Origin of the sequence: Segniliparus rotundus DSM 44985 (assembly GCF_000092825.1) — a bacterium.
In the GTDB taxonomy this organism is placed as follows: domain Bacteria; phylum Actinomycetota; class Actinomycetes; order Mycobacteriales; family Mycobacteriaceae; genus Segniliparus; species Segniliparus rotundus.
The window spans coordinates 2,403,455-2,422,194 of the sequence record NC_014168.1; the positions used below are offsets into that span (position 1 = coordinate 2,403,455).

At 67.9% G+C, this 18,740-nt stretch carries 16 protein-coding genes, 1 pseudogene and 1 other annotated feature; of the genes and pseudogenes, 7 read left to right on the forward strand and 10 right to left on the reverse strand.

The window, feature by feature from the left end; genetic code table 11:
- Nucleotides 1-376: 376 nt before the first annotated feature.
- Together SROT_RS11875 and SROT_RS11880 are read right to left on the reverse strand one after the other, a co-directional pair.
- On the reverse strand, nucleotides 377-1,303 hold the full coding sequence (locus tag SROT_RS11875; protein ID WP_013139271.1) for a slipin family protein: 927 nt from the start codon (nucleotides 1,301-1,303) through the stop codon (nucleotides 377-379).
- 75 nt (nucleotides 1,304-1,378) lie between these two features.
- The gene (locus SROT_RS11880) at nucleotides 1,379-2,947 is read right to left on the reverse strand and encodes a bifunctional aminoglycoside phosphotransferase/ATP-binding protein (RefSeq protein WP_013139272.1); all 1,569 of its coding nucleotides are present in this window, start codon (nucleotides 2,945-2,947) and stop codon (nucleotides 1,379-1,381) included.
- A 249-nt stretch (nucleotides 2,948-3,196) separates the two neighbouring features.
- Between SROT_RS11880 and SROT_RS11890 the strand changes: the two are divergent.
- The 3 genes and pseudogenes from SROT_RS11890 to SROT_RS11900 all read left to right on the forward strand — a co-directional run bounded on the left by SROT_RS11890 (nucleotide 3,197) and on the right by SROT_RS11900 (nucleotide 6,603).
- Nucleotides 3,197-4,478 (forward strand): annotated as a pseudogene (locus SROT_RS11890) (IS3 family transposase).
- Nucleotides 3,493-3,624, forward strand: a sequence feature (AL1L pseudoknot). (Overlaps the previous pseudogene by 132 nt.)
- A 1,068-nt stretch (nucleotides 4,479-5,546) precedes the next feature.
- Entirely contained in the window at nucleotides 5,547-6,008 is a 462-nt protein-coding gene (locus tag SROT_RS11895; RefSeq protein ID WP_013139275.1) for a hypothetical protein, read from the forward strand.
- Between the two features lie 382 nt (nucleotides 6,009-6,390).
- Nucleotides 6,391-6,603 carry a hypothetical protein gene (locus tag SROT_RS11900; RefSeq protein ID WP_013139276.1) on the forward strand — a complete coding sequence of 71 codons (213 nt, stop codon included), beginning with the start codon at nucleotides 6,391-6,393 and terminating at the stop codon, nucleotides 6,601-6,603.
- Between the two features lie 74 nt (nucleotides 6,604-6,677).
- Here the strand turns inward: SROT_RS11900 and SROT_RS11905 are convergent, their stop codons facing one another.
- On the reverse strand, nucleotides 6,678-7,475 hold the full coding sequence (locus tag SROT_RS11905; protein ID WP_013139277.1) for a hypothetical protein: 798 nt from the start codon (nucleotides 7,473-7,475) through the stop codon (nucleotides 6,678-6,680).
- A gap of 69 nt (nucleotides 7,476-7,544) precedes the next feature.
- Here SROT_RS11905 and SROT_RS15760 point away from each other — a divergent pair, with 69 nt between their 5' ends.
- From SROT_RS15760 to SROT_RS16805, 3 genes are all read left to right on the forward strand, one after another.
- Nucleotides 7,545-8,486: a peptidoglycan-binding domain-containing protein gene (locus SROT_RS15760; RefSeq protein ID WP_013139278.1), complete on the forward strand. Its 942-nt coding sequence runs from the start codon at nucleotides 7,545-7,547 to the stop codon at nucleotides 8,484-8,486.
- An 84-nt stretch (nucleotides 8,487-8,570) separates the two neighbouring features.
- Nucleotides 8,571-9,143 carry a hypothetical protein gene (locus SROT_RS15765; RefSeq protein WP_148223432.1) on the forward strand — a complete coding sequence of 191 codons (573 nt, stop codon included), beginning with the start codon at nucleotides 8,571-8,573 and terminating at the stop codon, nucleotides 9,141-9,143.
- A 20-nt stretch (nucleotides 9,144-9,163) separates the two neighbouring features.
- On the forward strand, nucleotides 9,164-9,394 hold the full coding sequence (locus tag SROT_RS16805; protein ID WP_013139280.1) for a hypothetical protein: 231 nt from the start codon (nucleotides 9,164-9,166) through the stop codon (nucleotides 9,392-9,394).
- A gap of 304 nt (nucleotides 9,395-9,698) precedes the next feature.
- Here the strand turns inward: SROT_RS16805 and SROT_RS11930 are convergent, their stop codons facing one another.
- The gene (locus tag SROT_RS11930) at nucleotides 9,699-10,100 is read right to left on the reverse strand and encodes a hypothetical protein (RefSeq protein ID WP_013139282.1); all 402 of its coding nucleotides are present in this window, start codon (nucleotides 10,098-10,100) and stop codon (nucleotides 9,699-9,701) included.
- A gap of 243 nt (nucleotides 10,101-10,343) precedes the next feature.
- Here SROT_RS11930 and SROT_RS11935 point away from each other — a divergent pair, with 243 nt between their 5' ends.
- Complete coding sequence (locus SROT_RS11935; protein ID WP_013139283.1) at nucleotides 10,344-11,177, forward strand: DNA-methyltransferase; 834 nt, start codon at nucleotides 10,344-10,346, stop codon at nucleotides 11,175-11,177.
- 159 nt (nucleotides 11,178-11,336) lie between these two features.
- Here SROT_RS11935 and SROT_RS11940 read toward each other — a convergent pair whose 3' ends face one another.
- The 6 genes from SROT_RS11940 to SROT_RS15775 form a co-directional block, all read right to left on the reverse strand.
- Nucleotides 11,337-11,678 (reverse strand): hypothetical protein, encoded by a 342-nt coding sequence (locus SROT_RS11940; protein WP_013139284.1) that lies wholly within the window; start codon nucleotides 11,676-11,678, stop codon nucleotides 11,337-11,339.
- Nucleotides 11,679-12,027: 349 nt separating this feature from the next.
- Complete coding sequence (locus tag SROT_RS11945) at nucleotides 12,028-13,056, reverse strand: hypothetical protein (RefSeq protein WP_013139285.1); 1,029 nt, start codon at nucleotides 13,054-13,056, stop codon at nucleotides 12,028-12,030.
- Between the two features lie 3 nt (nucleotides 13,057-13,059).
- Entirely contained in the window at nucleotides 13,060-16,608 is a 3,549-nt protein-coding gene (locus SROT_RS15770; RefSeq protein ID WP_013139286.1) for an alpha/beta hydrolase, read from the reverse strand.
- Nucleotides 16,609-16,631: 23 nt separating this feature from the next.
- Entirely contained in the window at nucleotides 16,632-16,952 is a 321-nt protein-coding gene (locus tag SROT_RS11955) for a hypothetical protein (protein ID WP_013139287.1), read from the reverse strand.
- A 31-nt stretch (nucleotides 16,953-16,983) separates the two neighbouring features.
- Nucleotides 16,984-17,481: a YbaB/EbfC family nucleoid-associated protein gene (locus SROT_RS11960; protein WP_013139288.1), complete on the reverse strand. Its 498-nt coding sequence runs from the start codon at nucleotides 17,479-17,481 to the stop codon at nucleotides 16,984-16,986.
- Nucleotides 17,478-18,731, reverse strand: coding sequence for a hypothetical protein (locus SROT_RS15775; RefSeq protein WP_013139289.1), 1,254 nt, complete (start codon nucleotides 18,729-18,731; stop codon nucleotides 17,478-17,480). The genes SROT_RS11960 and SROT_RS15775 overlap by 4 nt, the downstream gene beginning before the upstream one ends.
- Nucleotides 18,732-18,740: the final 9 nt, after the last annotated feature.

Genomic DNA, 18,740 nt, shown 5'->3' on the forward strand with positions numbered 1-18,740 from the left:
CTTGTTGGCCTGCCACGAGCGCCGCAGCTGTCTCCGCTGACAGGTCCACCTGATGGCGGCGTAGAAACTCGAATGTCACGCGCGGACCGTCCACGCAGTCGAATGTTCTGTTCATCGCGTCAGCGGGAAGCAGGGCCGCGTATTGCTTGAGGCCCCTGAGGGCGTCCGTTGTTCTTCTTGGCCTCCATCGGCTGATCTCTGTCGTGGGGCTGGCTCGATGACCGGCAACTACGGCATTGCCAGCTCGCAGTTCGCCGCTGTGGGGCTTGCGCCGCCAGCGGTTGGTTGAACGTCCGTCTGCTGGGATACCGATTGCGCCCCGCTTTGTTCCTGCCACGAAAAGACGCGGCAGGAACAAAGCGGGGCGGGCATTGGCTTATTGCGCTGGCAGGGACAACGCCGTCGGCTCCGCGATCTGGCGCGACTCGTCTTGGCGTTGTCCGGCCCTCAGTGTGGGCGCTTTCCCATTGACGGCCGTCAGCCATTCGCCAAGGCGGTAGCCGCCCACATGATCGGCGGTGCCCGGGGCCTGCTGGTTCTTCTCCTTGGGGCCGTCGAAGAAGCGGAGCAACTCCACCGGGAAGGGCATGACCAAGGTGCTGTTCTTTTCCGCCGCGACATCGACGACGGTCTGCAACAGACGCAATTGCAGCGCGCCGGGGGTGTCCGCCATCCGCTCCGCCGCCTGGGCCAGCTTCTCGGACGCCTGGAACTCGCCCTCGGCGGCGATGACCCTCGCCCTGCGTTCCCGCTCGGCCTCTGCTTGGCGAGACATCGAGCGTTTCATCCCATCGGGCAGCGAGACGTCTTTGATCTCGACCCGCTCGATCAAAAGCCCCCAAGGCCCTTCGGTCGGCGCGTCGATGACGGCTTTGAGCTCGGCGTTCATCCTTTGGCGGTCCGAGAGCAGGATGTCGAGCTCGGACCCGCCGATCACCGACCGAAGCGAGGTTTGCGCGACCTGCCCGACAGCCCGCTCGTAGTCCTCGACTTTGATCAGCGCCTTCACCGGGTCGACCACCCGGAAATAGACCACGGCGTCGACCGTCACGGTGACGTTGTCCTTCGTGATCGCTCCTTGAGCGGGGACGCCGAGCACCACGGTGCGCAGGGAGACTTTGGCCATCCGGTCGGCGAACGGGACGATCACCCGCAGACCAGGCTCGCGTAACCCGGGCAGCAGCCGGCCGAACCGGAACACCACGCCTTTCTCGAACTGCTGCACCAGTCGCACGCTGGCGACCAACAGTGTCAATCCGAGGAGAACAAAAGCAAAAACAATGAGAGGAAGAGCGGTCGTCATGATTTGTTCCTGAACTTTCCTGAGAAGGTGCTCCGGCGACAGTCATTTCGCCTGTCGTCTGCCCTGTCCTCAACGCTACGTCGACGACAGCCTGCGAGGCAGAGGCTTTGGTCCATCTCCGTGGGGGCTTTCGGCACGAGCAAAGATCTGCTGCGCTGCTCGTTCCCATGCCGCGAGCGCGGCGGCGGCCGATGTTTCGAGCGGCGCGCTCGTGTCGACATCGGTCGCCTGTGTCCACGCTCCCGCGTCTGTCGCCATGGCTCGGGCGATGTCCGCCGTCGCGTCCGAAAAACCTGCCCGGCGGTGCGCGATACGCCGCTCGGCCACATCGGGCGGGGTGGTGCAGCGGAGCGCGACCACTGCTGCGTCAGTCTCGCGGCCGAGCTGCTGGGCTCGTTCGCGCTCTCCCGCAGCGCCCCAGGACGCGTCGAGGATCACTGATTCGCCGTGCGACAACGCGTCCCGCGCCCGTTCGAACATCACTTGGTACACCATCGAAGAGAGTTCTGGCGAGTACAGCCCGCTCGCGTACTGCCCGAGCTCCCCCGCGATCATGCGGGCGGTTTTCAGCTCATGCCGCACCAGGTCGCTGGAGATCACCTGTGCGCCGACTCGTTCCGCCAGCGCGTTGGCCAGTGTCGATTTCCCTGTGCCTGGCAGGCCGCCGACCAGCATGAGCCGGACTGCTCCGCGCTCCAGGTGGGCCGATGCCTCCGCCAAGTGCTGCCGCGCCTCCCGCCTGGACTCGTCGCAGCCTTGCTCGAAACGCAGGAACTCGACTTTCGCGCGCACCAGCGCCCGGTACGCGATGTAGTGGTCGACCAGCGAACGCGGCGCCGGGTCTTCGGCGGCGGCGAGATAGCCGCCGAGGAAGCCCCCGGCGAGGTCCGCCCTGCCGAGGTGTTCCAGGTCCATGACGAGGAACGCGGCGTCGTCGGCTCCGTCGACGAAACGCAGCCGGTCGTCGAAGTCGAGGCAGTCGAGGACCCGTGGTCCGTCGGGGAGGAGGAAGACGTCGTCGGCGATCAGATCGCCGTGGCCGTCGATGATCCTGCGCTGCGCGATCCGGTCGGCGAAAAGCGGCTCACGACCGTGGAGATAATCCGCGGCCAGCCGTTCGACCCGGTCGATCAGCCAGCCGTGCTCCGCCGCCGCGGCGAATCCCCTGATCTCCGTCAGGTTCGCCTGCCAGCGTCGGCGCGTCGCGCAGGCCGTCCCTTCCGCGTCGATCTGAGCGCTCCGCCTGGCGAGGCGGTGGAAGGACGCGAGCTTGCGGGCGAGCTCGCCCAGGCCTTCCTTCGCATCGGCTTGGCCCAGCGCCAAAAGCGACAGCCTGGCCTCCTCCGGCATCCGGCGCATCACGACGACCGGCTCGTCCGGCCCCCCGCCCGGTTCCGTCAGGTGGGCGACCCCGAGGTACACATCGGGCGAGAAGCGCCGGTTGAGCTCCACCTCGCGGATACAGGCGCGTTCGCGGTCCTCGGTCCGGCGGAAGTCCAGGAAGGCGGTGGCGATCGGCTTTTTGAGCTTGTACGCGCGATCGCCCACCAGGAACACCACGCCCGAGTGGGTCTCGGCAACATCCGCGTACGGGGTGTGCGCCACCGCTGCGACTGCCGCTGTGTCCAACAGAGTCTGGGGCATCTTGCGTACTTGTCCTTATCTGGAGATTCTGGTCCGCTGAAGAGCGGGCACAATCCATCCTGGGCGCCAGCCGGGTGGCCGCCAAGGCCAGAAAGCCATCGGCATCAGGGTCTTCCTGCTCTCGACCAGCCCTTGTCCAGCTGGCAGATTCGAGATACCGCCACACGCCAGTTAGGAGAGCCGCATGTTCCCCGATCTGAACCGCACCGGGTTTGTTGCGGGGCATTTCCTCCCGGAAGGATGGGGATCATGTCCGTATCGAAGAGGCCGACGCCGAAGAAGTATCCGCCGGAGTTGCGTGAGCGGGCGGTGCGCCTGGTGAGCGAGGCGCACCAGGAAGACCCGGAGCTCTCGCAGACCCAGGCCCATCAGCGGATCGGAAAGCGTTTGGGAGTGCATCACGAGACGCTGCGCACGTGGGTGAAGCAGGCCGAGGTCGACGCGGGCCGAAGGCCCGGCGTCACGACGGCGGAGTCCGATCGGGTCAAAGCGCTCGAGCGCGAGGTGAAAGAGCTGCGGCGGGCGAACGAGATCCTGCTCGCCGCGTCGTCTTTCTTCGCGCGGGAGCTCGACCCGCGACTTCCGAGGTGATCCGGTTCGTGGACGCGAACCGGGAGCGGTTCGGGGTCGAGCCGGTCTGCCGGGTGCTCAAAGGGCACGGCGTGAAGATCGCCCCGCGCACCTACTGGGCCGCCAAGTCCAGGCCCGCGTCCGCCCGCTCGGTCCGCGACCAGGAGCTCAAGGCTCTGATCACGGACGTGTTCGAGGACCGGCTCAAAGGCCGGGGCCTCGCGGGGGCCAGGAAGGTCTACCACCTTCTCAAACGCGACGGGCATCAGGTCGCCCGCTGCACGGTCGAGCGGTTGATGCGCGAGCTGGGCTTGAGAGGCGCGTCGCGGGGCGACGGCAAAGTCCGCACCACCCGGCGGGACGACTCGGCTCCCAGGCCCCCGGACCTGGTCAAGCGCCAGTTCAAGTCGGAGGCCCCGAACCGTTTGTGGGTCGTGGACTTCACCTATGTCGCGACCTGGTCGGGCATGGGTTTCACGGCGTTCGCCACCGACGTCTACTCGCGGCGGGTCGGCGGTTGGAGAACGGCCTCGCGCATGCCCGTCGAGCTCCCGTTGGACGCTTTGGAGATGGCCCTGTGGGTCTGTGAGAGAGCTGGTCAGAGCCTTGACGGGCTCATCCATCACAGCGACGCGGGATCGCAATACACTGCGATCCGCTACGCCGAGCGCCTCGCCGACGCGGGCGCCCTCGCGTCCATCGGGACGGTCGGCGACTCCTACGACAACGCCCTCGCCGAATCCGAGATCGGCCTCTACAAGCGCGAATGAGTCCGCCACGACGGCCCGTTCCGCACGGTGGACGAGCTCGAACTCGCCACCCTCTCCTGGGTCTGGTGGTTCAACGAGCACCGCATCCACTCCAAGATCGGGAACATCCCCCGGTCGAATTCGAAGCCAAGTATTACGCTCAACAACAACCCTTGACGGCGACCGCCGCCAAGCAAAACGCTCTGCACTAAACCCGGTGCGGTTCAATCAGCACGCGCTTGAAGCCGCTGTGTCGCTGGCCGCGCGGGCGCCGTCAGTGCACAACTCCCAGCCATGGTTGTGGCGGGTCGGCGGACGCGCCCTGCACTTGTACGCGGACCTGCGCCGCCAACTCGTCGAGACGGACCCGGCCGGCCGGGATCTACTCATCAGCTGCGGGGCGGCGCTGCACCATCTTCGGGTGGGCTTCGCCGCCTTAGGCTGGGGCGCGCAGGTGCGCCGACTGCCCAACCCCGCCGAACCCGCGCACCTTGCGGCAGTGACGCTCCACAGGAGCCAACCGGCGGCCGAGGAGGTTTCACTTTGCCTAGCGATCTCATCCCGCCGATCTGACCGCCGCAGACTGTCGCCCCGGCCGATCCCCGAGAACCTCCTTGAGGGGCGCTGCTCACAGGTGTCGACACTGCGGCCCGCCATGAGCTGGCAGCAGCCGCCGCTGTCGCCGCCTACCGGCACGAGGCCAGCCCCGCGTACCGCCGCGAGATCGCGCGGTGGAGCGGCAAGCGACTGTCGCCCGAGGGCGTCCCGTCCAGAAACACACCGCCGCCGACCGCCGTTCTCGGCGGCGTGCCGGGACGGCATTTCTCCTCGCCCGGGCTCTGGCAGGAATTCCCGATCAGCGTCGATGGCTCCGAAGCCGAGCTTATTGTGCTGAGCACCGTCGCGGACGACCGGTTGTCACAGTTGCGCGCGGGTGAGGCCACCAGCGCGGTGCTGCTTTGCGCGACCCGGCACGGGCTCGCCAGCTGTTCCTTCACCGAGGCGTTAGAAACCTCTGAGACACGCGGGAGGATCCGCGCGAATGTGACTGCGGGGAACTACCCGCAGATGATCGTGCGACTCGGCTGGCCGCCGCACGATGCCCCCGCATTGGCGGTGACGGCCCCGCCGAGCGGTGTACGAAATCCTGGGTCCGCTGTCCACCACCCAGCTCTACAAGCAGCCCTCATGACAGCGGCGGCTACACCTCCACGGCCGGGGCGTACCCCCACGCCATCGGCACGGAGGCGTGGGGGTACGCCCCGGCCGACAAAGAGCTGGTGCTGATCCTGATCCGCTCCGACCGCAAACAATCCGTCAACGCGGTCAAGCTCATCTCCGCCGTCAGCGGCTGGTCACTCGGCGGCGTCAGCACGATCAACCTGAGCCTGCACGCCTACAGCGAGCCCGACACCGCCCTGAAACTCCTCGGGGCCACCGGCAACCAGAAAGATGTGATCACCACCGCCACCCAAGAGTACGCCATCGGGCTCGGCCAAAACTTCGACGTGCTCCCCGGCCACGTCCTCGCCATCGGGATCTGGCAGCAGGTCAACCTGTTCGGCGCCACCCGAAAGCTCGCGGGCATCCCGCAAGTCGGCGTCAAGCCCCGCACCGGGGCGCCGATCAAAACAACCTTCGGCAAACTCACGAACCAAAGCTCCATCCCCGCCACCATCAAGCTCTCCGATATCACTTGGAGCCACAACGCCGCCGTGTGGGGAGCGCTCACCCACATCTGAACCGAAGGCGAGCAGCGGCGCGAAAGCACTGTTCGGCCGGATACTTGATACCATCAAGGCATGGCGAGACAAGGCGCAGTGGTGGCGGTGCCCCCGCCCGCTCAGATCCCCCCGCACCGGAAAGTCCTTGAGGCGATCGCCGAGATCTTCCGCGTCACAGGGTTCCGGCAAATCTGGGACGCGGACTTCGACAGTTCAGCAGACACCTCCGCGAAAGTCCAAAATCTCCAACTAGCGGGCACAGCCTGCGACAACACGCGGCTGAGAATCACCGCCCCCGACAGGGGACACGCCATACGCGCGCTGATCGCCGAACTCTCGGACCCACTTCCACGAGCGGCCCGAAGCCCCAGGCCCTATAGCAGCCGACCGAGTCAACGCGATGCTGCACGCGATGTTCGAGGCGTACGGAACTGAGCGGGCCATCGTCGCGCAGAGCGCGGACGACAGCCTGATGCCAAGGACGTTCATGGTGCGCTGCCTCCTCGACGGGCTGAGCGCGGCCGGAGACGGGCCCACGCTTGCCGAAGCGGCGTTGGAATTTCTCATCGACCTCGGCGGCCTGCAAAAGTCCACCGTGGGCCGGGTGGGCTAAGCCCCATCGTCTGCCAATATCCCCCGGCTGGCATTCGCGCAGAAGAAGGCAAGGAACGCTGTCGCGCGTCTTGATCAGAATTCGGGGGAAGGGCCCCAGCGCCTTGGAGACCAGCCCCAGCCTTCCGAGAAAGGGGCGTCTACAAACTCGGGGAATACCGCGCCGTTCACCAGCTTGAACTTCTTCCCGCCGCCGGGAAGCCGCAGCTCTTTTTGCTTCTTGCTTCCAACCTCTTTGTAGCGCACGATGAACTCCCACTCGTACGCTCGCTCAGCGGCCTCCCCGTAGCGCTCAGGACGAGCCCATATGTCTAGATGGACCGAAGCGCCTTCTTTCAGCCGGAAGTGGGAGTCGGAAAACCGCCGCTCGTCCGACGAGTCGGGAACGACAACACGCGAGCGGGGGATGTCCAGGTAGACGGTCACAGCACGGAATTTCAGATCCGAGCCTCCTGCCTGCCGTTCCACCACGACGCCGTCGGGAACTTGCAGCGGGGACGCCTCGGCGCCGAACCCCAAAATGTCGACGGCGGTCCCCTTCTTGCAGGTGATGAGAGCGAAGATCCTTTGACGGTGCGCTGCAATGCCGTTGTGCCGTTCGGCCCATCTCGGCAGGGTCAAAACCGATTCGCCGCTATCGAGCCCCGGCGAGTCCAGCGCAGTGATCTCACGCAGCCCCGCCTCCGTCACAGGAAGGTACTGAGGGAGCGTGTGATACGCGAAATGCGCCGCCCACTGCCTCTCCGCGTCAAGCTCCAGCTCGAAAACAACCGGAGGGCGTCGCAACACCCGTCGCCATAGCTTCGGGGCGGCGAGGGACCGGACCAGGTCTCCCGCGATACGCCCTTCCACAGGTGTCACCCAAGAAGACATCCGCTCGTCCGCCTTTCACCGACACATCCCTCGCCCATTGTGTACCAATCGCTTTCAGAAACGAAGACCATGCCTGTCACCCGCCAACGCCTCCTGCGATTGTGGGTGTTCGCCGCCCTGCGCTCCGGCAACCCCTACGTGTACGGCGGCAGCTTCGCCGAAGACCCCCGCGCGTCCACGGACTGCTCGGGGGCGGTGTTCAGCGCGGCCGCGATCCTCTCGGGCCTGGACCCGCACCGGCGTTGGGGCTCGACGGAGACGCTGCGCCTGGCCCGCCTCAACAACCAGCCCGCGCCGTGCGGGCTCGTCCCCGCCGCGAGCAAGGACGCGGTCCCCGCTGACGCGCCGCTGAAAGTCGGAGTCATGCACGGGGAGGGCGGGGGCGCCGCGAGCCACACCGCGTGCTCGTTCTTCCTCGGCGGGCGCCGGTTCGACTTCGAGAGCCGGGGCACGCCCGGCGTGCTGCTCGACTCGGGGGCGCGGGGCTGGGACGACCCTATTTTCACGGACTTCTGGTTCTTGCCCGGACCCGTGCTCGACGACCCGAGCGCGTGGCCGCTGCCGCCAGGTGTGGTGTACGGGCCGCTGGAGGGCACAGAGACGCAGCTCTCCGGGCGAGCCGGGGAGCCCGCCGCGTGGACGGGCGCGCTGCGCGAATTCCAACGCGCGGCCGGAGGCCCCGAGACCGGGGTCTACGACCCCGCCACCCTCCGCGCGGCCGAGGAGGCGCAAGCCGCGACGGGACAGCCGGTCACAGGTTTGGTGGACGAGGCCGTCTGGCGCGCGGCACGCGCCGCCGAACACGGCCCGGCCCCGTCCGACGACGGGCCGCCCGCTGTGTGGGCGGACGTGTCCGAATGGCAGGGCGCGGCCCTGGACGACTCCTGCCCGCACCCCGTCTTCTGCTTCCGCACCAACGACGGCGGCCACCGTGACCTGAAAGCAATCGCGAACGCGCGCGCCGCCAAGGCGATGCTCGACGCCGGGCGCCTGCGCTGCGTGATCGCCTAATACTTCTTCCGGCCTGGGGCGGCGAACTGCGACCTGCATAGAACCATCCTGGAGGACGCCGGGTTGTGGGGCGATGCGCGCTTGGTGACGATGGTCGACGTGGAGGGCGACGGAGGCAGGGTGCGCGGGGACCAGTCCCTAGAGGTGAACGACGAGGTCGCGCGGCTACGCCAGTGGCACGGCGACCCGCGCCGCGTCATCGGCTACTGGAACCCGACCGCCGACCCCGGCCTCTGGCCCTCGCGCCCCGAAGGCTTGCGCCTGGTGATCCCCCGCTACAACCAGCGGCCCGGCGACCTCTCAGAGGTGCCCGAGCCCTACCGCTCCGAAGCCATCGCGCACCAGCACACCAGCTCGGGGCAGTGCGCCCCGTTCGGGGCGTGCGACCTCAACCAATCCCTCGTCCCCCTGCCCGAGCTGCTCGACACGCTCGGGATCCCCACAACCAAGGAGGCCCCCGTGCCAGCCATGACCGACAACGAGCTCAACAGACGATTCGACAACATCGACGCCAAGCTCGACCAGATCCTCGCCCAGCACGGCCCCTGGCCCCAAACCGGCAACCGCACCCTCCTCGACGCTGTCGCGGCGATCGGGCAGAAACAGGGCGTGCCCGGCTGCCGCGACGTCCTCGCCGAACCACGACAAGCCGCCTGAACCACCAAGGAGAACACCTGATGATGACTATGCGCCTCGCATCTATCGCCCCCGACGCCCGCGTGCGGGTCTACCAGATCCTGCGCGCGCTCTTCCTCCTGCTCCCCGCCCTCGGCATAGCCGTCCCCGGCGACCCGAGCCTGTGGGACCAGCTCGTCCTCGCCGTCCTCGGCCTCGCCGGGGCGGCCGGGGCCACCCTCGCCATCGTCCACGTCCCGCCCGCGCAGGGCAAGCCCGAGCCGGGGGAGTGACGGTCACGCGGAGCAGCTCCCGGCATCGCACGGCCGCTGCTCCGCGGGCGGGCCGAGCGCGAACAACATAGCTTGCGGCTCTCGCGCAAGTCCAGCCGGAAAACAATTCCCCGCAGCGATACGCATCACTGCGGGGAATCCGCTTTTTCCCTGCGCCCAGGACGGCGGGGTTTCTTCTTCTTTTTCTTCGCCGCGGGGCATTATTCCTCTGAGAGCAATTCCCAGCCGCGCATTCGGGCTCGCGCTTGCAACGCCGCGCGCCGCAGCGTCTCGACGCCTGAGTCCTCGGCGTCTCTCACGCAGCTCATGCCCGTGCCTCCTTGCTTTTCCATTCCGGGCGCGCCCACACCAGGTCGTGCCTGCGGGCGGCTTCGTAGGCGCCTTCGAGGCTCCTGTAGTCGCACTCCAGTTCCGCGTCGTCCCACCACTGGGCGTTCTCGCTCCACTCGTAGACCGTCCACCACCCCATGTAGGGGTTGAACATGAGCCCGAACGCCGGGTACCTCCGCCAGCCCTCGGGCGCGGGCTCTGCGCGCCACACGGCGAGGAACATCATCTCCGCGTCGTGCTCGACCACAAACTCCACGCTCGTGCCGCTCATGCGGTAATAACGGCCCGCCTCGACGCGCAGGAAGAACTCCAAACGCTCGGCGCACTCCTTTTTCAGCCGCATCCTTTTCACATTGGGCATGTCGCTTGTTCTCATCGCTTCTCCTGCTCTAATTCCATATAGGTCGTTGATTTCTCCTGGCGGGCTCGAACATAGCTTGGGGCTTTCACCGGAGTCCAGCCCGGAGAAGCCTTTCCCGCAGAGCTTCCAATCACACAACAACCGCACAACAACCGCACAACAACCGCACAGCCAACATCCCACGGGAAAGACGGACAAAACCCGACTCGCGCGGGATCGCCCCGAAAAATATTGAGCACTCAGAATCAGGAGCACGTTTTGCTAGAACAACCCAATTCCCCCGTCCTGCTCGCGAAAGCGGCGGCGGCGCGAGGCTTGGAGCCGATCCTCGCCGACCATCGGGCGGCGCTGGTGCGCGGGGACGCGATCGCCCTGCTGCGCTCCCTGCCGGACGGGAGCGCCGACGCCGTCGTCACCGACCCCCCGTACAGCTCGGGGGGCGGCACCCAGGCCGAGCGCAACAAGGCCCCGAACCAGAAGTACCCGCAAAGCGGGCACAGCGGCCAGGCGCTGCCCGGCTTCGCCGGGGACAACAAAGACCAATACAGCCACCTCGTCTTCCAGCACCTCTTCCTCGCCGAAGCCCTGCGCGCCACCAGGGCCGCGGGGGCGTGCGTGGTGTTCACCGACTGGCGGCAGATCCACACCGCCGTCATCGCCCTCCAGACCGCCGGATGGGTCTATAGGGGCGTGATCCCCTGGGCCAAGAAGAACGCCCGCCCCATCAACGCCCGCTCCTTCCGGCACGGCTGCGAGTACGCCGTGTGGGGCACCAACGGCCCCCACGACCAGATCGGGCACTGCACCCCCCTCGCCGGGTTCGTCCACGCCAGCGCGCCCGCGCCGAACAAACGGGTGCATGTCAACCAGAAGCCCCCCGAAGTCATGGAGCACCTCGTGCAGATCGCACCCGAAAACGGGCTCGTCGTCGACCCCTTCGCCGGGTCGGGCGCCACCGGGATCGCAGCCCTCGCGCAAGGCAGGCGCTTCCTCGGGTGCGAGCACTCCCCCGACATCGCCCGCACCGCCGCGCAACGCCTCCAAGGCGCCCTCGACCAAGAGGAGCACGCGCAAGCGCCGATGGCGGCATAGAAGCTAAGGAGCGCGGCCCGCGCCGGAGAACAAGGACTACTTCTGCCAGGAAATAATCGAGCACAGCGCGGGCCGCGCGCACCCACCATAGCTCAACAAAAAACAGGGCGCCCCGACCATGACGGTCGGAGCGCCCTTCCTTATTTTGCGGGGCCGCGCTCAGCCGGGGTCGACCCCGGCCCACAACAAGCCCAGCCCCTCGGCCGCGGCGAACGCCGACTCCACATCCGGGCACACGGCCCCGACGTCCTCCCCGAAGCCCCAGCCGCGCTCGTCCGGGCCAGCGACCCGCCACACGCCCGCGTCGTAGTAGAGCTGGAACACGGGGTCCACAGCCTCGGGATCGTCGCAACGCGGGTCGACCCGGAACACGCTCAACGCCTCCAGCACATCGTCGTCGACCGCGATGAACTCCACCCGCTCCTTCAACTCGGCGCGGGCGTCGAGCCGCTCGGCCAACAGCGCCTCCAAACGCCCCAAAGCCCCGTCCATCACATCCATGATCCTTTCCTCCTTCCCGTTGTTGGAATCCCCGTCGCGCGGGGAGCGCGCAACCATGAGAGTTGCTGCCCGGCTGGGCTCCGTGACGTTGCTCGGGCAGCCGGTCGCGCGCCTGCGAGATGGCGTTGCCTCGCGACCAGTTCGTCTGCCCGGAACTGCCTCGCCCTCACGGGCCGGGGCTTCGCCCCGCAGCCGCTCGCACGGCTCGCGGGCCGAAGTGGCATCCCCGCCAGCTTCATCCGTCCGGTCTGCCCCATGCCGGGACTCGCTCATCAAATTAGCAGAACAATTGTTCGAAATCAAGCGCGGAGGGAGAGCTTCCGATCACTCCGCACGCCAGGCGACGGACCTACTCCGCGTAAGGGTCGGCGTATGACTGCGGGCCGTCCTTGGTGATCGCCGAAGGCATGTCCAGGTATTCGTCCGCGTGCTCAGCCGGGTAGTACGGCGAGGTCCAAACCATCGTCATACCTCCATGCGGGCGCTGAGAGACCGTGACGTGGTAGGAGGTCTTAGTCTTCACGCCGCCGGGACTTGTGCGGGCGTTGATGTCCCGCTCGGCGGGCCCATCCTCGTCATAGCGGTACGACCAGCCCCACTCGTCGAACATCCGCTTGAACGCTTCGAAGACCTGGGGTTGCGCGCCCTCAGGGAATCCCCAAATTTTATAATTAACCTGGAAGTTCCAGGCTCCTTTCGGGCCGACCGCGCCGCTGCCCGCGCCGCCTGTGGCACCGCCTCTTGGCGCTTTGAATCCGACCGTGAGGTCGTAGCCGAGCAGTTTCGGGACGACCTTGAGTATTTCGACGATGTAGAAGACCACGCCCTGGCGAACTGCCGCCTCGGTCAGCTCCGTGTCCACCAGCTCGGGGGCTGTCGCGTCGAACTCCTCGCGCAGATGCTCGGCCCAGGCGGCGTGGAGACCGCCGAGCACATCCGGCACCTCAGACTCTGCGACCTTCTGCCACAGCCGGGGGTCGTCGAGCGCTGGGGTCGCCGGGTACGGCAGCCGCTCCCACGCCGTGGATGAGACCGCGTAGCCCTCTAGGGTCTTCCCGTCCGCCGACCGGAGCAGCACTCGCGGCTCGTCTTCCTTCTCCGGCACCGAGAGCCAGTGCTGGTACGCGGGGACTGCGGCCTCGCCCGATGCGCGACGGCGGCGCTCCTCGTCGAGACGGCTCACCAAGTCCAGGGCGCGCTGCTCCGCGAGGGAGTCCCAGTCGCCCTTGAACACGATCTCCGAGTACAAACTGTCGCGACCGGGCTGCCAGCCCTCCTGCCGGGAGCTGTAGACCTCGGTGGACTCGTCGTCGTGTATCCGCGCCACGGCCAAAGGCTCGTCCTCGCCGATGAGCTTCGCGTAGTACTTCGTCGCCATCCGTCAGTCCTTCCAAGGCGTGCCGGGCGGAACCGGCACTTGGTCGAATATAGCTCGCATTATCTGCCTCAGCCGCCGCTTCTCCTCCAAAGGTGTCGAAGGGAGCCGCTCGACCTCGTAGAGCCGGTGGGCCTGCTCAGCCGCGTCCAGGCTCGCCCGCGTGTGGACCTGCACCTCGAACTCCACGTCATCGGGGCCCTTGAAGGTCATGTTCCGGCCTTTGTACCCGTCGCGCGCCCACCCTGGCGGGGACTTCTGTAGCGCGTAGCCCCGGTCGGACAACGCGGTAGCGACGGCGTAGCCGCTCGACCAATACCCCTCGTCTGGCACAACTGCCGTGTAGCGCACGGAGTCCTTGATGCCCGCCTGCACCTTGGCGATCTTCTCGTGGTCGGAAGGGTCCACGAACTCCAGCTCGCCGTCGAGCTTGCGCGCCAAGGAGTGCTCTGTCTTCAACCGGGAATCGAACCGCTCCATGTGTCCGTCCACGGAGCTGACCGCTTCCACGACAGATTTTGAGATCGCTGGCTCCGCCATGGCAGCTCGCTCGTAGATCGAGCGCGCGGCTTCTCTCGCTGTGTCGCTCGCCTCGTAGGACTCGTCGGGCGAGGGATGCGGGGGCTCGGTGTCCGGGGCGCTGTGCGCCCCCTGTTCGGATAGCGGCTCGGGGAGATGGTCGAGCCTGGCTGCGATCTTCCCGATGTTCTTCATCTCGACGCCGCGCTCGTCGAAATACGCGCTGTGGGGGTCGCGATGCTTCGGGCCTGTGGGGTCGAAGCCTGTCGAATGGACCGTGCCGCCGAACTCGTCGTGATGCGGCATGAGCCCGTGCCCGATCCCGAACCGGTCGAGGTGCAGCTTGCGCGCGAGGTCGACGACTCGGATCGGGTCGTCGGGGCGGGTCATGGTGTGCGCGCGCCCGTCGTCGAACGTGAGGCTTTGGCCTTTGAGCTTCACGCCGGTCACGTCGGAGACACGCAGGCCGGGGCTGCCGAGGTTGAGGACGCCGTCCGCGTTGAGCCCGTGCCCGCCTTTCGCGGCTTCGCCGACGAGCACGGTGCCGTAGGAGTGCCCTGCGACCATGAGCTTGTTGCCCTCGACCTCGTTGGTTCTTTGGAGCCGGTCGCAGTGATCCCGCAGCGCCTGCGCGCCCTCCCGCGCGTACCGCGACCTCGCGGCGCCGGGGACGAGGCTCTGCGGCGCGTGGTAGTTCTGGTAGTCGATCACAGAGATGTTGCCGTGGTCTAACTCATCCGCTATCGAGTGCCACATTCGTCGGCTGACTTCCATGTAGCCTGGCCGCTCCGCTCGCTCCCCGAGCCCGAACCAGTTCTTCAGGCCGCGTGGCTCAAGCCTCGGGTTGAGCTTCTCGTGGCCGGTGAAGGTGCCCGGCGCGAAGACGAGGGTGTGGGTGGCTTTGTCCGGGTCGCCGATGCTGGTGATGCTCCGCCCATCGTGCTCGAAGCCGAGGAGGAACCTCGGTGGCTGTTTAGGGCGCTGTTTGACGGATTCGAGGATGTCGTCGAGCGTGTGAAGGCGGTTCCGCTCGTCGCGTGTTAGGCCCTCGCCCTCCTGTTTGGCCCGCAGCTCGTCGCGGAGGGACTCCGCCGCCTGCCGGGCGTGGTAGTCCGCCTCGCGAACGGGTAGCTCCGCGTGCTCGCCGAACATCGGATGCTGCTTGAACAACTCGACGCGCTCCTGGGGGCTCGCGTAGTCCCACATGTCGCGGAGCGCTTGACGGTCGGCAGGAGTGTGCTCGTCGCCAGAGAACAACGGCTCGCCGCCCTCCAGCACATCCTGCAGTCGAAGAGCTGTCTCCGTGGCGTGCTCGCGCGGAGGCAGGTCGCCCCCGCGCTCTCCGACCACGGTGTCGGCGGCGGTCGACGGCGCGGGATCTAGAAGGCCCTCGCCGACGTGTCCGGCCAAGCCTGCAGGGCGCGCGGCATCCACGATATGCGCCTCGCTAAGCTTCGACACGGCGGCCTCGGGGAGCCCGCTCTCACGCCCGGCGAACGCCTTGGCTTCTCCCGCGCCGTGCTCAACGGCTAGCCTCGCCTCAGATTGCCCGGCTGTGGCTCTGAGCTGTTCGCCCGGTTTCGCGACAACGGGCTCAGTGGCTTTGACGGGCGGGAATTCGCGCATGCCAGCGGCTGCGCCCGTGTGCGGTTTATCACCAGCAGTGCTACTGAGGCTTGCGGCGGGCTGCTCCGGCGTTCGTTGGCTTGACGCGGCTGTGGGGCTTTCAACGCCGCTTGTGTTCGACCCAGGTTGGTCGCGGCCTGCCGGTTGGCGTTCCACGCTGGGGGGGCCGCTGCGTGAGGGCTCGCTGCTCGGGGCGGCTCGCTGCTGTTCGGGAGCGGGCTTCGCCTCTGGCGCGGTTTGCCTGGCCTCAGTGACTGGGACTGCTCGCTGTTCGTGTTGCGACTGCGCGTCGCGCGTTGGTGTGGCTGCGGGCTGGTGCCCATGCTCTTGTTGGCCTGTAGCTGGCTCGTGTCCGCCTGTGGTCGCGGCGAGTTCCGGCTTCGGCTCGGCATGGCTCGCGCCGTCATGCTCCAGCTGCTTCCCGTTCACAGCTGCCTCACCGAGCGGCTTCGGCGGACTGCCCTCGATACCGCCGCTGCCAGGGGTATCGATGTGGGGTCGGCCTCGGAATCCCGCCGCCGCGCCCATCCCCGCGCCGAGCCCGACGCCGCTGGCCCAGGTGTGCATGTCGGAGAGGTCGCCGCCTTGTGCTGCTGCCCCGGCCCCCGCTCCGGCCACGCCGCCAGCGAGGCCGGAGATCGCTCCGGCCGCGATCTTCCCGCTCGTGGTCCCGGCGTGCTCTCCTAGCGCTGCGGCGATCCCGTGGCCCGCTCCGCGCCCAGCGAGTCCGCCAACACTGCCGCCCGCGAAGCCCCCTGCGAACGTTTTTCCGGCCTGCCCGAGGTCCACGCCGTGGCGGTGCCCCTCTGCTGTCTGCTGCAGTTGGATGCCGAGGTCGAGGCCAGCGCCGATGCCACCGGCGATCATGCCTTCTTTGAAGCCGATCTTCAAGCCTTGGAGCATGAGCTTGCCGAGCGCTTTCATCCCGGCCTTGGTGACGAGTTCGCGGAAGAACCCCATGATCGCGGCGCGGGTGATCGCTATCGACCCGGCCGCGGCGATGCTGGACGTCCCGAGCGAGCACCACTCCAACGCGAGTTCCGCGCCAAGCTGGACCGCGAGCGCGATGAGCGACCCGATGATCATCTCTTTGGTGTATTCGACGTTGGTGGCGAAGTCGCCGGTCGCTGCGGCGAGCTTGCCCTGGAAATCGCCCTGTTGACGGGCCGCGTCGATCAGGTTTCTCAGGCTCTCGGCTATCGCGTCGTGCGCTTTTCCCGAGATCGCGTCGGCGAGCGCGTCGAGCTCGCGCTCTAGCTCTTGGACGAACGCCTCTGCTGCTTCCTGGTCCTGGCTGTGGTAGCCCGCGACCCGGCGCGCGGCTTCCTCGTCGGCCTCCGGCCACGGCGCGCCGCCGAGGAAGGTGAGCACCCACTGCACCCACCCTGGGATCTGCCGCCCGCCAGCCATAGCCTGTTACCTGGTTCTTCCGCTCACGCCTGCGCGGTGAGGCCCTGCTGGTTCGCGCGCTCCTGCTCCTCTAGCAGACGCGCGCTGTCGGCGAGGTCCGCGCCGAACGTCTTGCCCGCCTCCGCGATCTGCGGGCCGGACTCGTCGCCGCTCACGAGCCCGGTCTTGTAACCGTCGGCGCCGTTGGCGAACTGCTCGCCCTCCTCGCCGTGCCCCCACCACTCGCCCTCGCCGTCGCGGGCGCGCTTCGCGCCATCGTGCCCGGCCTGGTACTCCCCGGCGCGGCCCTTCACCCGCTCCGCTATCGCCTGAATCTTGCCGAAATCCGCTTCCAGATCGCCCATCGCCACTCTGCTCCTATCCGTCGTCGTTGGTCTACTTGTTCCGGCGCAGCCAGCCTGCGGAGTCTTCCGGCTCCTCGGGCGCCGCCTCCGCCTCGCCCGGCCGCGGCGTGGCCGGTGGGACTTGGCCCTCGCGGACCTGCTGGAGGAACTTCTCCGCCTCGTCCGCAGCGCCCGGGTCGACCATCCGCAGATAGTCCACCGGCTGGCGCCCGCCCTCCAGGGGCCCGGCGATCTCGTCCTTGATCGCCTGCTGCTGGGCGCGCAGCACCCCCACCGCAGAGTCGACCGCCTCCTTGACGTCCCTCTCCAGCACGCGGCGTTGCTGCTCGGGCATCTTCGGATCGACCACCCGAGCCTCCTTCACCGTCCCGTTCGCGTTCAGCACCACGACCACGTTCCCGTCGCGCGAGGTGCCCCGACCCGTGGTCTGCACAATCTTCTTGACCGCGTCGCCCATCCCTTCGAGCATGGCGGCGATCCCCGGCTCCCACGAGTCGTTCTCCTGCCGCTTGCCGCCCGGATCGGTCATGCCCTCGCCGCCCCGGACTGCTCGGAGTCGGCGAGTTCGAGCGACTGCTGCTCCCGCTGCTCGACCTCTTGCGCGCTCAGCTCGCCGATCACCGCGTCGACCGCCTGGTCCGCAGGGTTGTCAGAGAGCAACGCCTGGTCTTTCAAATAGTCGGGGACACGCCTCTCCCTCCCGCCCGCGCCTTGCTGCCCGTGCGGCATCCCGCCCATCGGCATCGACCCCATCCCGCCGCCATCGCCCGCAGCGGGGCGCTGGACCTGCTGCGCGGGAGAGGACGGCTGTGAGGCGGGTTGCGACTGTTGCGTGGGCCCGCCGTGCCCAGTCGCGGCCGAGAGCGGGCGCACGGACTCCGCGACGCCCCCACCGCCTGAGCCGAGCCCGCCGACCGGGGCCGCGAACCCAGCCGTGGAGCCCGGCAGGCCGGTCTCCGCGTCGCTCACGTCCAGCGCCTCGCCCGCCCCCGCGCCAAGCCCGTCGCCTTTGGTTTTGAGCGCGTCCGCGAGCCCCGAGGCGAGCTGGGAGGGGTCCATGCCCTTCCCAGCCTGGCCCGCGCTCTGCGCGGCCTGCCCGGCGGCCTGCCCTGCTTGTCCGAGCGCGTCAGTGAGACCTTTCGCCGCTTGGGACGGGTCCGCCCCGGTCGCGGGCGCTGCGGCCTCGTGTCCCGCGCTCGGGGCGTGCTGCGACTCCCGTTTCGCCTGATCGGCGAGGGCTTGGAGCGCCTCCGGTGATGGCGCGCCGCCCGATGGCGAGGAGGCCCCCTCACGGGTCACACCGGACGAGGCGTTCGGGTCTCCGGGGCTCTGAGGCTGCTGGAGCTCGCCGAACGGCGTGGGGTCTGTGTCGTAGAGGGCGTTGAGCTGTTCGCCGATGGCTCGCGCGGCGAGGCGCGCGGCGCCGGGGTTGGGCGGGCTGGTGTTGACCAGCTCACCGGTCGCCTTCACCGCGCTCGCCGCCTGGTCCGCGAACGGGCGCAGTTTCGCCCCGGCGTTCTTCATGGCGTCCGCGTTCGCGTACGCGCACCAGGCGATCTTCCACAAGGCTTCGAGGAACATCTCACGGAACTGTCCGTCGAAGTCGTTGTGGTCGACGGCGGAGCACGCTTTGACGGCGTCGCCGAACGCCTCTTCGAGCTTGCCGCCGTGCCCGGCCATCGCGTCCGCGATGTTCGCTATGGCGAGCGGGTTGATCGATTTGACCACCCCCTGGAGCGTGTCGAACCGCTGGCTCGTGTAGTCCTCGCGCCTGCCCATCGCGACCCC

Excerpts from the sequence above, each read along its gene's own strand:
- SROT_RS11955 (WP_013139287.1), bottom strand. The coding sequence starts at position 16,952 with ATGGGCGATCTGGAAGCGGATTTCGGCAAGATTCAGGCGATAGCGGAG.
- SROT_RS15775 (WP_013139289.1), bottom strand. The coding sequence starts at position 18,731 with ATGGGCAGGCGCGAGGACTACACGAGCCAGCGGTTCGACACGCTCCAG.
- SROT_RS15770 (WP_013139286.1), bottom strand. The coding sequence starts at position 16,608 with ATGGCTGGCGGGCGGCAGATCCCAGGGTGGGTGCAGTGGGTGCTCACC.
- SROT_RS11875 (WP_013139271.1), bottom strand. The coding sequence starts at position 1,303 with ATGACGACCGCTCTTCCTCTCATTGTTTTTGCTTTTGTTCTCCTCGGA.
- SROT_RS15760 (WP_013139278.1), top strand. The coding sequence starts at position 7,545 with ATGCCTGTCACCCGCCAACGCCTCCTGCGATTGTGGGTGTTCGCCGCC.
- SROT_RS11900 (WP_013139276.1), top strand. The coding sequence starts at position 6,391 with ATGCTGCACGCGATGTTCGAGGCGTACGGAACTGAGCGGGCCATCGTC.
- SROT_RS11905 (WP_013139277.1), bottom strand. The coding sequence starts at position 7,475 with ATGTCTTCTTGGGTGACACCTGTGGAAGGGCGTATCGCGGGAGACCTG.
- SROT_RS11960 (WP_013139288.1), bottom strand. The coding sequence starts at position 17,481 with ATGACCGATCCGGGCGGCAAGCGGCAGGAGAACGACTCGTGGGAGCCG.
- SROT_RS16805 (WP_013139280.1), top strand. The coding sequence starts at position 9,164 with ATGATGACTATGCGCCTCGCATCTATCGCCCCCGACGCCCGCGTGCGG.
- SROT_RS11945 (WP_013139285.1), bottom strand. The coding sequence starts at position 13,056 with ATGGCGACGAAGTACTACGCGAAGCTCATCGGCGAGGACGAGCCTTTG.
- SROT_RS11930 (WP_013139282.1), bottom strand. The coding sequence starts at position 10,100 with ATGAGAACAAGCGACATGCCCAATGTGAAAAGGATGCGGCTGAAAAAG.
- SROT_RS11940 (WP_013139284.1), bottom strand. The coding sequence starts at position 11,678 with ATGGATGTGATGGACGGGGCTTTGGGGCGTTTGGAGGCGCTGTTGGCC.
- SROT_RS11880 (WP_013139272.1), bottom strand. The coding sequence starts at position 2,947 with ATGCCCCAGACTCTGTTGGACACAGCGGCAGTCGCAGCGGTGGCGCAC.